Raw genomic sequence first — 13,927 nt, 5'->3', positions numbered from 1 at the left:
TCAACCTCCAGTCTCAGATGAAGAAATGAGGCAAGCAGTGCGTACATTGCTGCTAGGATTGGGAGAAGACCCAGACCGCGAAGGGTTGCGAGATACACCGAAACGAGTTGTCAAAGCCTTGCAGTTTTTAACTGGAGGTTATCGTCAATCTCTCGACGAACTGCTCAACGGAGCAGTGTTCACAGAAAATGCTAACGAAATGGTATTAGTGCGGGACATTGATATTTTCAGTTCCTGCGAACATCATATTCTGCCAATTATTGGCAAAGCACACGTTGCATACATTCCCAACGGGAAAGTAATTGGACTGTCAAAAATCGCTCGAATTTGTGAAATGTACGGCCGCAGATTGCAAGTACAAGAACGCTTAACTGCACAAATTGCTGACGCACTTCAAGGATTGCTAAAACCTCAAGGTGTAGCAGTTGTGATCGAAGCAACTCATATGTGTATGGTAATGCGCGGTGTGCAAAAACCAGGTTCTTGGACGGCGACTTCAGCAATGCGGGGAGTGTTCGCTGAAGATTCCAGAACTCGTCAAGAATTCATGAGTTTAATCGCGCACAAATCAAGCTTTCACTAGCTAGAATTATCTGCGAAAACTTGCGTGTTTGCAGGCCCAACAAAGAAAAGAGAGTCATATTGGATTACCATATTTCTCTCTTTCCCTTTCCTCCCTCTGCGCCCTCTGCGCCCTCTGCGGTAAAAAATCTTACCGAAACTGAATATGGAGCAAAAATATTTGTGGGCAGATACTATTCTGCTCAAAATAGAACAGATTGGTCGAATAGCTTGTCACACAGGCGTGAGGAGTTGTTTTTTCAATTCAGTGGCGCTACCACTGCGCGCAAATTGATCGAAATAATGGATAATAATGATTATCATTATTGCCTCCAGTTCCTATGTCATCCGCAAACAACGTCGAGTCCGCCGTTTCCACTCCAAACAATCAAAATCCATCCCTCATCACCATCCGTCCCCGCCGCCTCCGCCGTACACCCGGTTTGCGACGCATGGTACGGGAAAATCATCTGACAGTTGACGACCTCATCTATCCGATGTTTGTGATGGAAGGAGAAGGGCAAAAGGTTGAGATTGCTTCCATGCCTGGTTGTTATCGCTTTTCCCTGGATTTATTGCTAACAGAAATCGCCGAATGTTGGAATTTGGGGATATGTGCGATCGCCCTTTTCCCAGTAATCTCAGAAACCAAAAAAGACGACACCGGAACCGAAAGCTACAACCCAGAAGGATTAGTCCAACAAACAGTCAAAGCCATCAAACAAAACATCCCCGAAATAGTAGTAATTACCGACGTAGCCCTCGATCCTTTCACTTCACACGGACATGACGGTTTAGTTGACGAAAACGGTAAAATTCTCAACGATCCAACTGTAGAAGTTTTAGTAAAAATGGCAGTTTCTCAAGCCGCAGCCGGTGCCGATATGGTAGCACCTTCCGACATGATGGATGGCAGAATTGGTGCAATTCGCAAAGCCTTAGATGCCGCAGGATACATCGATACAGCAATCCTGGCTTATTCAGCAAAATATGCCTCTGCTTATTATGGCCCGTTTCGAGATGCCCTCGATTCTGCCCCAAAGTTTGGAGACAAAAAGACTTATCAAATGGATGCTGCTAATGCTAGGGAAGCGCTAAAAGAAGTTGCTTTGGATATAGCAGAAGGTGCAGATATTGTGATGGTAAAACCTGCCTTGGCTTATTTGGATATTATCTGCCAAGTGCGGGAAGCAACTAATTTGCCCGTAGCTGCTTATAATGTCAGTGGCGAATACGCGATGGTAAAAGCGGCGGGACAGTTGGGCTGGATTGATGAAAAGCGGATTATTTTGGAGACTTTGACGAGTATCAAACGAGCTGGTGCTGATTTGATTTTGACTTATTTTGCGAAGGAAGTTGCTTTGATGTTGAAGTAAGGAATGAGAATTAAATAACTTACATTTTTTATTGTTGTTGTGGGATGGGCGTCCCGCCCGCCCTTTCTGGACGGGCGGGACGCCCATCCCACAAACTTGTGTAAATTATTTAATTCGCGCTCCTAAGAGGGATTTTTAACCGCAGATGCACGCAGATTAACGCAGATATTTTTGAGAGCATCTGCGTCGATCTCAACTAATTTAAGTTGTCGGTAATGCCCTCAGCAGATAAGCCCGAGTTCCCGTTTGCGTCGCGCCCCTGGCATCTCTGTAGGTGTAAGTTCCGTAGGCAGAAATATCGCCGAAGTTATTGATGCCACTAGCGCGAGTCAACATCACTTGCTGGCCGCTAAAGCTGGGATTTCTGAGTACCAATTTATTCAAGTCTTGGATTTTACCGTTGTTCCAGACAAAAGCGCGATCCTGATTTAGCCCATCCTGGGAGTAGCCGACTACTTGACCGAACTGGTTGATGCCCGCGGTTTGACCGATCGCGCCGCCAAAGCTGCCGAGGTTGATTTTTTGACCGTCTTGCAGCAGCAGGAATGGCGAACTTGTGGCTGTGGCACCGGTACCAGCGGCAGTCCAACCGATAATTTGTCCGGCATCGTTGATGTCGCGGGCAATGGCTTGTTCTGCCCCAAAGGTGCCGAGGTTGGTCAGTTTGTATTTACCGTCTGCGCCTTTTTCCCACAAAGCCGCAGTGTTGACGGTTCTGTCGTTGAGTCCGTCATTGTCAATTTGTCCGACGATCGCACTTTTATTGTTAATTCCCAGCGCGGTACCGCTATCGCCGCCCAGATCCGGCAGGGGGTTGATAAAACCTTCTGCTACATAGAAAGGTCGGGTGCGATTGGAAGCCGTTGCAGTTCCACCGGGCCCGTAAATGTGGCGGCCGGCGATTTCATTTTTGTTGTTGATGTCGAAGAAATAGCTTTCCACACCTGGCAAGTCGGTGATATCTAGAGTGTAGTCAGCCCCATCTTTCTTTTGCCACAGCAAGCCGCGGTCTGTGGCTTGACCGGCAATTTCATCGCTTGTACCGGCGATCGCACCTAAATCATTGATGGCCGCAGTAAAGCCACCTCCACCCCGCTGAGTAACTTCTTGTCCGGTCAGAAGGCCGCCGCCATTTTTCACGCCGGTGCTAGTCAGCGGCTTGAACACCCCGTTTTCCCAAATAAACCCTTGGTTGCGGAACCCCGTGCCAAGCACTTCGCTGGTTTGGGAACGACCAACTATCTGTCCTCGGTCGTTAATGGCATTAGCTTGGGTGGCATTGCCTGTGGGAGCGATCGCACCCAGGTCAACAACTTCGTAGCGGTAGAGGGGTATATCGGCTGAAATTATGGATTTTTCGGCTCCTGTGGCTACATTTGTGATGGTTGCCAACAAGTCATCTCCTGATTTGACGAGGGTGTTGCCCGCTTCTGTGCTCAAGGAGATGGGTTTGCCTGCGAGGCTGCCGCCTAAGCGCAGTTTGTCGGCGATCGCATTAAAGCCAGATATAGTAACTGAACCAACGCCTGCTTCTAAAACAATTTGGTCGCTACCGCTCCCGAGGGAGACTGTATCGTTCCCGCTGCCGGATTTGATCATGTTATTGCCATTTCCTACAGTGATGGTGTCATTGCCTTTACCGGTGTAAATTTGGTTATTGCCGTCACCTGCGGTGATGAAATCGTTGCCACTTCCTGTGATAACGCGGTTGTTGCCTTTGCCTGCGAAAACGCGGTTGTTGCCATCTCCACCGTTGATGATGTCATCGCCAGCAGTGGCATAGATGGTATCGTCGCCGGGGCTACCGGTGATGCTTTTATTGCCTTCGCTAGCAAAGATGGTGCTTGCTGTTTCTCCGGCATCAATAATGTCTTTAGCTTGGCCTGCAAAAATCATGCCGCTGCCGTCGCCAGTGATGAGGCTGTCATCATTTGAGAATTTAATTTGTGATGCGGTTCTTTCTGAATTGAGACTGCTTGGTGAGCCGATCGACTTTGACAAGCTGTCTACGGTTGATAAACCACTGGATATTCCCAAATCTGCAACTATTGTGTTGGGAAATAGGGGAGATGTTGTATTCGCGGATGTATTGAGCACGTTATCGGGAACCATTGAAAACTCCTATGATATTTACGGTTGATCGGTGTATTTAATTGCGTGTAGAACTGCACCCAAAAGTCTTACGTTTGGGGAAATATATTGATGCTAAAATCTCGAAAAAACACTACAAGATTTGAGTTGATTTCTTAAAAAATCAACAATAATTTACCTGGAATCCAGGGCAAACGCATCTAACTTATAAGTTTCTCCGCATAGCTTTTTTCGCTTTCACAAATGCTATCTGCGGGCCAGTCGATTTTAGATTTTAGATTTTAGATTTTAGATTTACTCCACAGATTCATCTGGGAGCTTGAACTTTGGTCTAAAATTTTTGGCTCTCGACTACTTAAATCGGCAGCCTGTATCCGTTTTTGGGCGGGGTCAAGCAATGTCCACAGGACACAGTGATTTCGATCGATCTATCGAAATCAGCCCTTTCTCTGACAGGCTCGCATTATCTTCTCAGTCAAAAGACTAGGAGAATCATGTATCTGCAATTACTTTGAAGCGTCTGACTTCAATTAATCTAGACGCTGTTGATTGTAAAGCCTATTGCTAATAAAAGTCAACTAACTTTGGAAAGATAATTATTTATTTGATAGCAAAATATCTAAAAGTACCTATATGTAAAGGTTCTACGCCTGAAATTAGCTATTTGCCGTTCTGCTTAATAAGAATTTTTTCAATAAACTATCTTAAGAATTGCTTAAGAAAACTAGCTTGTTGACAAACTGGTATTAAAGTCCTTGTCGCAACTAGCTCTTGAGTATTATTTTCAATAAACGCTATGAAGTTAAAGTCGCCCAAGTCTCTGAATCCAGTTATAGCTCTGATTAGTCTGGTAGTTAGTTCGATCGCTACTGCCAGCACTATTAGTTCTAACTTGCAACAAATTCCCCTGGTTTCGCTACTGCAACCGGAAAGTGCGATCGCCCAAACCCCGATTCGCCAGTCTGGGGATGCGATCGTCCGCTGGAATGCTCTCACATTAGATATAATCAAAGCCGAAAAAACATCACCGCCAATGGCAGCCCGCAATTTAGCGATGGTTCACGCTGCGATTTACGATGCGGCGAACGCTGTTTCCAAAACTCACAAAGTATACAAAGTGCCAGTGCAACCTCCCACCGGTACATCAGCCGAAGCAGCAGCAGTAGCAGCAGCCCACCGCGTGTTAGCAAATTTGTACCCGAAACAAACAGCAACTTTAGATGCAGCAAAAACAGCATCTTTAACCGCCATAGCTGAAGGGAAATCAAAAACAGACGGCGTACAATTAGGAGAATTTGTAGCAGACAAAATCTTGGAATGGCGCAAAGATGACGGCGCAAATGCCGAGGTGACATATACTCCGACTAATCAACCCGGTTATTGGCAACCCATACCGCCAGATTTGAAACCAGCATCCATGCCACACTGGAAAAATGTCAAACCTTTTGCAATGACTAAAGGTTCGCAGTTTCAGATCGCAAATATGCCGACTTTGACTAGCGAAGAATACACAGCAGAGTTTAACAAACTCAAAGAATTAGGAGCAAAAGATAGTAAAATTCGGACAGCCGATCAAAGTGCGATCGCCAAATTTTGGCTGGACAGTGCAGGTACTGTTACTCCGCCCGGACATTGGAACCAAATTGCTGCTGATATTGCTATTCGTCGTGGTAATACTTTTGAGCAAAACGTGCGTTTATTTGCAGTGTTGAATATTGCCCTCGCCGATGCCAGCATCATTGACGGCGACCAAAAATACACCTTCAATCGGTGGCGACCACTTACTGGAATTCAGCAAGCAGATAAAGACGGCAATCCGCAGACAACAGCCGATGCAAATTGGACGCCTTTATTAAACACTCCATCTTCTCCTGCTTATGTTTCGGGACACAGTACCTTTGGCGGTGCAGCCGATGCAGTTTTGACGGCTTTATTCGGCGATAATGTGAGTTTTACCGCCGTCGCCGATGCTTCGGTAAATTTGCAGCCTCGGACTTTTAAAAGTATTACTGAAGCTGCGGAAGAAGCCGGGATGAGTCGCGTTTATGGTGGTGCTCATTGGCCGTCGGACAACCGAGATGGGTTGAAGGCGGGCAGGAATTTGGGCAAGTACGTTGTGGAGAAGTTTTAGTAATAGGAATTACGAAAATTTTATCAATGTATTTGACTACTGACTAATGACTCATGACTAATGACTCATGATTACCTGCTATATTTGTAGGCATTATTTAATCATTAGTCATTAGCCACGTGTTCTCAAAAACAACTATTCGGAATTTCACGATCGGCATTTTAATTGCCCTGATCCTGGAGTTGTACAGCCCGAGAGCAATTTTTGCTCAAAATGCCGTCGCAATTAAATTCTCCGGGACTGCTGCGGGTGTCAGCACTCGCTACATCGGTGCAGTCGAAGGTAACATCAACTTTGACCTCAAAGATTTACAAGATTTGGGAATTAATACCTACCGCATTTACGGCGGGATGTCCCGGTGGGAACCCGAAGACGATGATGGTAAATACGGCTGGCCGGAAATCTCCCAAATTAAGGCCGATCCAAATATGATTAATTGGGCCCAGTGGGATAAAATTATGACCGATCCGCCCCAGGGTAGCGATTATTGGTGGTCGGGGGCACCTGGTACTGTTTGGCGAGGTAATGCGAGGACTATTTTTAATACTCTCAAACAAGCAAATATTCGCCCGGTTGTCAGCATTCGCAATGTGGACAATAGCTGGAATCCCTCCTGGGCGCTGCAACTGAATCCGCCGCGCACTAAAGAAGATTGGAACGAGTGGTGGGAGCACGTTTTTACTACAGTTTATTGGTTGAATGTGCGGAACGATTATGGCGTTGATGATTGGGAAATTCACAACGAACCCGACTACCGCCAACAGGGTTGGGGGGGTACTATGGCGGATTATTTTGAGTTGGTGAAGGTGGCTAAAGATGCGATCGACTTTGCTTACAAAACTTATTTACCTGGGCGCGCTTACCGCATCCACGGCCCGACAACCGTAGGCGGCAGCAATTGGCCTCTTTATGCTTTGGGAGAAATTTCTAATTATTTCGATACGGTGAACTTCCACAATTACGATACAGACATTTCTAACTACACTCGCAAAGTGCGCGGCTGGATGAAAGGTACTGTCCGCGCTAACTCTCAGCTTTGGGTGGGAGAATGGGGAAGTTATGACACCAGCTATAACGATTTCTCTTTAGCTTTAAGTTTGATTAAAAATTTGATCCGAGGTTCCAAACCGGGGGATAATTATATTTATGGCAGTCACGTATTCTCTTTATACGACTGGGGAAAGTCGGGAGTGCCAGAAGCTTTGCTGGGGCCCGGGGGCAAGCGGCGTGCAGGTTACTATGCTTTGCGGATGGGAATTCGGGCTTTGCAGGGGGGGAGAGCGATCTTTTTTCCTATCACTAATGTTTCGGGTTTAATGGCAGTTGCTACTCTCGATGCTAGCAACAATGTTTACTTGCTGGCTGTCAACGACCGAGCCAACTCTTATACTGTCAGTGCCGATATTTCTGCTCTGATCGAAGCCGGTAATGGTACGGTGCGGGAATTCAGTTTGAAAGCAATGGATGAGGTTGTTGGTAGCTTAAAGCTCAAGGGTGGCAATGCGACTTTTGCAGTAGCTGGGAACAGCGCTATTCTCATCAAGTTCGATCGCCCAAATTGAATCTAAAATCGTAAGGAGTCAGAATTGGGATAACATATAATTAGTTACAATTGCAATTATTTTTTGCCTGTGGGGCCCAGCAATCCCCAATCCGACAGTTGAAAAACCTAAATGGTCATCTTGTGATACCCGTCCTGCGGCTGGTAAATTGGTAGCGTGTAGGTATCTTGCCTCCAACAGAATCCGAGCGAGAGTTTGGTTGAGGGCGAGAAAGTAGGGTGCCGTCTGGACAATCACAGAAATTCTTGCTCGCCTCACCTAGTGCCGCACCCCCCAGCCGAGGAACAGCCGACGGGCCTTGATGTGGGCCCTCTGTCAGATAGCATTGGTTCTGACTTGTCATTACCTGTCAATCGTCAGGATTTGGCACAGAATTAATTTTAAATGTCAAGATGCTAGAACTAGGGGTGAGTGTAATCGTACAGAAACTTTGAGCGCGCACAGGAAACCTCGCGGGCAAAGCCTCTCAATCAACCTGCTGCCCGCGTGCGGGTTTTTCCAACAAATATCATTCTCATGCCCCCTGATGTTTATTCCCTCTCTCAGTCAGGTCATCAACCGCAATCCCCTCACCGTCACCCCTGGGACGCCCATAGAAGAGGCGATCGAGCTGATGAGCAGCACAGGAGCCAGTTGCGTCCTCGTGGTGGAACCGCGCGGGAATTTGCAACTGGGAAATCCCACAAATGGGACTTCCCCACAATGGCGGGCCAACTCGGGTTTCTTTAACGGCCTACCGCGTGCGGTACAGCCATCCGTCAATGGGCCCAGTCTCAACGGCTCAAAAGCAGACTATCCCGGTGGCCAGACGGTGCTGGGGATTTTTACAGCCCGAGATGTTGTACAGCTAAGTTCGATCGGCGCTGCTTTGAAGGGATTTGCGATCGAGCAAATCATGATCAGAACTGTAACTGTAGCGCGAGAAGCGGAAATCCCCGACTTTTTTGCATTAGCAAATCTGCTGGAAAAAAATCAGATCGGCCATTTGCCCATCGTCAGCGATGCTGAGGAACTTGTCGGTTTAATTAGCTCTCAAAGCTTCGTGAAACTGTTGCAGGAAATCGGGCCACTGACGCAGAAAGTCAGCAGTGCTGGGACACCTGCGGCAGCCTTCGCGTTTCCTCCGCCACAGCCAATTTTGCATCCGAAATTAGAGCTGCCGGCGAGTTTAATTAAACTTTCTCAAATCCCTCAAATCGCCACCTCGCGAATAATTCACGCTCCTGCTACTTCTTCGGTTCGCTACTTGGCGCAACTGATGTTCCGACACAATGTTAGTTATGTATTAATCACTGAAACCCCCGAACAAAACTCGACGAATGCTAACAATTCCAAATTTACAAATCCCAACCTCCACAAACTGGTTGGGGTGGTAAGTTCGCAGGATCTCGTACAGTTGCAGGCCCTAGACAGAGATTCCAACAGAATTAAAGCGGGAGCGATTTGTAGCAGTTCGCCGCCGCTGGTACGATCGCACTCTACTCTCGAAGCAGCCCTCACCCTACTGCAAAAAAACTACTGCCAGTTACCTTTATTAGTCATCAACGAAAGCAGTCAACCGATCGGGATTGTCAACCCTAAAACTATCCTGTTACAAGCCCTGGATGCAAAATCCCTGCATTCGGGCTTGATGGCTTTGCAGCGCCAGCTAGAATCTAGCAACGCCCAATACAAAAGACTCTCAGCCAAAATACAGCTTCCGGCAGCCAATCGCCACCTGAGGGAGGAAATTTCTCAAAACAATTTCGTGCCCCCCCCAAATCTCCCCGCTGCTGTCAACAATCAGGGAATTTGGGATTGGAATCTCGAAACTGATGAGTTTTTTTATTCGGCGCGGTGGCAAGAAATGCTGGGCTACCAAGCAGGGGAAATTTCTAATCGCCGATCGGAATGGTGGAGTCGCATCCACCGCGAAGACATTGACGGAGTAAAGGCAGCTTTAGAAGATCACTTCGCACAAAAGACAGCGGATTTTGCAGCAGAATATCGGATGTATGGCAAAGACGGCAGCACTGTTTGGGTGCTGAACCGGGGTCAAGTTTTGCGTAGCGCAGCAGGCAAACCGCTGCGCTTGGTCGGCACTCACACAGAGATTACTCCAAACAAGCAGTTAGAACTCAAAAACTGCGATCGCGATCAGGAGCAATTGCAAGTATTTGACTCTTTGAAAGCAACAGTCATTTTTCAGATGGATGCGGCGGGGATTTGGACATTCCTCAACCGCGCTTGGACTGAAATCACGGGTTTTTCGGTTGCCGAAAGTTTGACCACTAATTTTTTAGATTGGGTGCATCCAGATGAGCGACAGCAATGTGTGAATTTATTAGAGTCTTTGCTGTCATCAAAGTCGGAATTTTATCGCCGAGAACTGCGATTTAAATATAACTCGGAGTCGCCCAAAAATGAATTGGGCATTCATCCGAATTCGGGGTTTGTGGCGGTAGAATTTTTTGCCCAAGTCCGGATGAATGCCCAAGGGGAAATAGTGGGGATTTTAGGGACTTTGCACGATGTCTGTAACCGCGTCGAAGCAGTTGAGGAACTGCGGGAAAGCGAGCGGGCAATTCGATCACTCTACGAGGTAATGGTGGGATCGTCCGGCTCTTTTGACGAGCGAACAGCCCGGTTGCTGGCGATGGGTTGCAGTCAGTTTGGGATGGATATCGGGCTGTTGGGCAGGGTTTTGGGCGATCGCTACGAGGTGCTCGCAGCTTACGTACCGTCGGATTTTCCCTTCGGATTTGCTAAAGGAGACGGTTTTTCTTTGAGCAGAACCTTCGAGCGAGAGGTTTTGCGATCGATCGAACCTATTTCGATCGAATCAGCCGGGACTACTGAGTGGCGCAAGCACCCCGCTTACGCAGTGCGGAGGTTAGAGGCGTTTGTCGGCACGCGGGTAATCGTGCAAGGGCGAATTTTTGGCACTTTGAGCTTTACTTCCCGCACCGCTAAACCTCCTTTAAAACCGCTGAATTTTGAAATTTTAAAGTTGATGGGGAATTACATCGGCGCGGAAATTGCCCGCGAAGAGCGAGAGCGAACTTTGGAGCGTCAGTACCAGCGCGTGTTACTGCTCAAACAAATCACTCAAAAAGTGCGATCGACATTAGACACTCAAGAAATTTTTCAGACTACCGCCACCCAAATCGGGCGCGTATTCGGCGTCAATCGCTGCACAATTCACACCTATCTTTCCCAACCTTATCCCCACCTTCCTTGCGTCGCAGAATACTTAGAACCAGGTCACGAATCGGCTTTAGATTTAGAACTTTCTGTCACTTACAACCCCTACACCGAAAAACTACTCGCTGAAGATATAGCCCTGGCATCTCCCGATGTGTTTGCCGATCCTTTGCTAGAATCTTCCGTGCCCATGTGCCGCCGCATCGGATTAAAATCTATGTTAGCGGTTCGCACTTCCTATCAAGGAGAGCCGAATGGAATTATTACTTTGCACCAGTGCGATGCAACTCGCCAGTGGACTCCCGACGAAATTGAACTATTAGAAGATGTTGCCGCTCAAGTCGGAATCACCTTAGCTCAAGCACAACTTCTAGAAACAGAAGTTCAGCGACAGCGACAGCTAGCAGAGCAAAATGAAGCTTTGGAGCAAGCCCGAGAAGCAGCGGAAGTTGCTAACAAAGCTAAAAGTGAATTTTTAGCAACCATGAGTCACGAAATCCGCACTCCGATGAATGCAGTAATCGGGATGACGGGTTTGCTGCTAGATATGCAATTAACTCCAGAACAGCGGGATTTTGTGGAGACAATTCGCACCAGCGGCGATGCTTTGCTGACTATTATTAACGATATCCTCGACTTTTCCAAGATTGAATCCGGCAAAATGGATTTGGAACGCAGCCCCTTCGACCTGCAAAACTGTATAGAAGAATCTCTGGAATTGCTGGCTCCTAGAGCGTCGGAAAAAGGTTTAGAGTTGGCTTACTTTATTGATGATTCTGTTCCTAAAAATATTTTAGGAGATGTCACGAGGCTGCGCCAAATTTTAGTAAATTTGCTGGCAAATGCAGTTAAATTTACCGAATCGGGAGAAATTGTGGTCTGTTGTACAGCTATAAAAATTAACGAAGTAGCTGCTAAGAGTCAGCCAAAAGCAATCAATATTATTGAGACGCCATCGCTAGCAAAAAACCAGGAAGAAGCGGCAGATAGCAGACAATATGAGATTCAATTTGCAGTCCAAGATACGGGAATTGGTATTCCGCCCGATCGCATGGATCGCCTGTTTAAGGCTTTTTCGCAGGTGGATGCTTCGACAACGCGACATTACGGCGGGACGGGTTTGGGACTTGCTATCAGCCAGCGTTTGAGCGATATGATGGGGGGCAAAATGTGGGTTGTCAGTCAGGTGTCTCCGGCAAATTTTAAGTCTGGACACGCACTTTCTGCGATCGGACAAAGTATTGCGGGAACCCCACCTGCGGGATTTTCGGCGCCGTCGGTAACGGGAGCTGGTTCGATTTTCTATTTCACGGTGATTGCTGAAGCTAATCAAAGGACAACTGAGGAAAAACTGCCGGAATTTGCTGCTGGTAAGCGTTTGTTAATTGTCGAAAATCATGCCATTAACCGGCAAGTTTTGATCCGGCAGGCCCAGGCTTGGGGCATGATACCCGTGGCTGTAACGGACGGTGCCGAGGCTTTGGAAGTCATCAAAGAAAACTCCGCGATCGATTTGGCTATTTTGGCAATGAATCTACCAGATATGGACGGTGTGGCTTTGGCCGTGCAGATTCGTTCATTGGAGTTGAGCAGTTTGTCTAGCAGCGTCGCGCTAAATCCCAATGTCATCAAAGTTAAAAACCCTCGCAAAGTGACGCTACCTTTGGTGCTGTTTACTTATTTGAGCAAAGCGGAAGTTTGGAAAAAACTGGAAACTACAGAAGTACATTTTTCGGCTTTTTTAACTAAGCCTCTAAAACAGTCGCAATTTTATAATGTATTGCTGCAAGTTTTTGGATATGTTGCTGGCCGAAGCGGCAAAGGAGAAATTTCAAATGTGGCGACTTTGACTTCGGGATTGAAGTATTTTGAAAATTCTCAAGAACAGCACCGCGCGCAGCGGACGCCTGCGGTTTTGAGGCAGGTTGCGAGCAATTCTATCACGCGCGATGCAGCTAATTCTACTCAGATTCGGATTTTGTTAGCAGAGGACAATGTGGTTAATCAAAAAGTCGCTACGCATTTGCTCGACAGGATCGGATATCGGGCCGATATTGCGGCTAATGGCTTGGAGGTTTTGGAGGCGTGCAAGCGGCAATCTTACGATGTTGTGCTGATGGACGTGCAAATGCCGGAGATGGACGGCTTGGAAGCTACGCGCCGCATTTGTCGGGAATGGCCAGCTAATCAGAAGCCGAGAATTATTGCGATGACGGCTAATGCGATGCAGGGCGATCGCGAAAAGTGTCTGGCAGCAGGTATGGACGATTATATTACTAAGCCGGTGCGCCGGGAAGAGTTGGCGATCGCCCTCAGCAAGTGCCAACCTCTGCATCGGGATGAATTGAATACCGTTACTGAGCCAAAAAATCCAGCTATTTCTGACAAAGTTGGCAGTGGTGCTGCTGAATCTTCGAGCATTGAACCGGGAGAAAATTCACCGATTGATTTTGATATTTTGCACAACCTCCGCGAGCTAGACGATGAAGACGATCCAGATTTTTTGGGGGAGTTGATTAAGATATATTTGTTAGACGCACAGCAGCATTTAGAAACAATTAAGGAGGCTATTTATCTGGGCGATGCTGACAGTTTGAAGCTGGCTTCTCACACGCTGAAGTCGAGCAGCGCCAATTTAGGAGCGGTGTCTTTTTCGGAAGTATGCAAGGAGTTGGAGTTGATGGGCCGCGTGGCGGTTGAGTCTGGAGGGGAACAGGTTTTTGATGCACGTACCGCGCGCGATCGCCTGTCAAAAGCCCAAGCAGAGTGGGAAAAGGTGCGGACGGCTTTTGAAACGGAATTGGAAACGGGGAAGTTGCGATCGGAAATCGAGAATTAGTCATTTGTCATTTGTCATTGGTCATTTGTCATTTGTCATTGGTCATTAGTTATGAGCTGTAGGGTGCGTCGCCACCCTTAACTTCCCCAGAAAAATAGACAATGTAATAGCGACGCACCTGACAAACAGAGTTCGTAAAAACCCTCCGCTGCATCTCGCCCAATACTAATGATTCTTTCAATAT

6 protein-coding genes are annotated in these 13,927 nt (G+C 47.3%); 5 read left to right on the top strand and 1 reads right to left on the bottom strand.

Annotated elements, in window-relative coordinates:
* On the top strand, nucleotides 1–583 hold a 583-nt coding region (gene folE / locus QZW47_RS23180), incomplete at its 5' end, for a GTP cyclohydrolase I FolE (protein ID WP_293132130.1).
* Nucleotides 584–902: 319 nt separating this feature from the next.
* Complete coding sequence (hemB, locus tag QZW47_RS23170; RefSeq protein ID WP_293132124.1) at nucleotides 903–1,937, top strand: porphobilinogen synthase; 1,035 nt, start codon at nucleotides 903–905, stop codon at nucleotides 1,935–1,937.
* Between the two features lie 201 nt (nucleotides 1,938–2,138).
* On the opposite strand, the gene QZW47_RS23165 is transcribed toward hemB, so the two are convergent.
* Nucleotides 2,139–4,049 (bottom strand): DUF3466 family protein, encoded by a 1,911-nt coding sequence (locus QZW47_RS23165; protein WP_293132121.1) that lies wholly within the window; start codon nucleotides 4,047–4,049, stop codon nucleotides 2,139–2,141.
* A 775-nt stretch (nucleotides 4,050–4,824) separates the two neighbouring features.
* Between QZW47_RS23165 and QZW47_RS23160 the strand changes: the two genes are divergently transcribed.
* The 3 genes from QZW47_RS23160 to QZW47_RS23150 all read left to right on the top strand — a co-directional run bounded on the left by QZW47_RS23160 (nucleotide 4,825) and on the right by QZW47_RS23150 (nucleotide 13,743).
* Nucleotides 4,825–6,159: a vanadium-dependent haloperoxidase gene (locus QZW47_RS23160; protein WP_293132118.1), complete on the top strand. Its 1,335-nt coding sequence runs from the start codon at nucleotides 4,825–4,827 to the stop codon at nucleotides 6,157–6,159.
* A 119-nt stretch (nucleotides 6,160–6,278) separates the two neighbouring features.
* Nucleotides 6,279–7,721, top strand: a complete 1,443-nt coding sequence (locus QZW47_RS23155) for a hypothetical protein (RefSeq protein WP_293132115.1) — start codon at nucleotides 6,279–6,281, stop codon at nucleotides 7,719–7,721.
* A 526-nt stretch (nucleotides 7,722–8,247) separates the two neighbouring features.
* Complete coding sequence (locus QZW47_RS23150; RefSeq protein ID WP_293132112.1) at nucleotides 8,248–13,743, top strand: response regulator; 5,496 nt, start codon at nucleotides 8,248–8,250, stop codon at nucleotides 13,741–13,743.
* Nucleotides 13,744–13,927: the final 184 nt, after the last annotated feature.

Origin of the sequence: Microcoleus sp. bin38.metabat.b11b12b14.051 (assembly GCF_013299165.1) — a bacterium.
In the GTDB taxonomy this organism is placed as follows: Bacteria; Cyanobacteriota; Cyanobacteriia; order Cyanobacteriales; family Microcoleaceae; genus Microcoleus.
Note: the sequence above shows the minus strand (reverse complement) of the source record. Positions and strands in the feature narration are given on the sequence as shown.

Excerpts from the sequence above, each read along its gene's own strand:
- hemB (WP_293132124.1), top strand. The coding sequence starts at position 903 with ATGTCATCCGCAAACAACGTCGAGTCCGCCGTTTCCACTCCAAACAAT.
- QZW47_RS23165 (WP_293132121.1), bottom strand. The coding sequence starts at position 4,049 with ATGGTTCCCGATAACGTGCTCAATACATCCGCGAATACAACATCTCCC.
- QZW47_RS23160 (WP_293132118.1), top strand. The coding sequence starts at position 4,825 with ATGAAGTTAAAGTCGCCCAAGTCTCTGAATCCAGTTATAGCTCTGATT.
- QZW47_RS23150 (WP_293132112.1), top strand. The coding sequence starts at position 8,248 with ATGTTTATTCCCTCTCTCAGTCAGGTCATCAACCGCAATCCCCTCACC.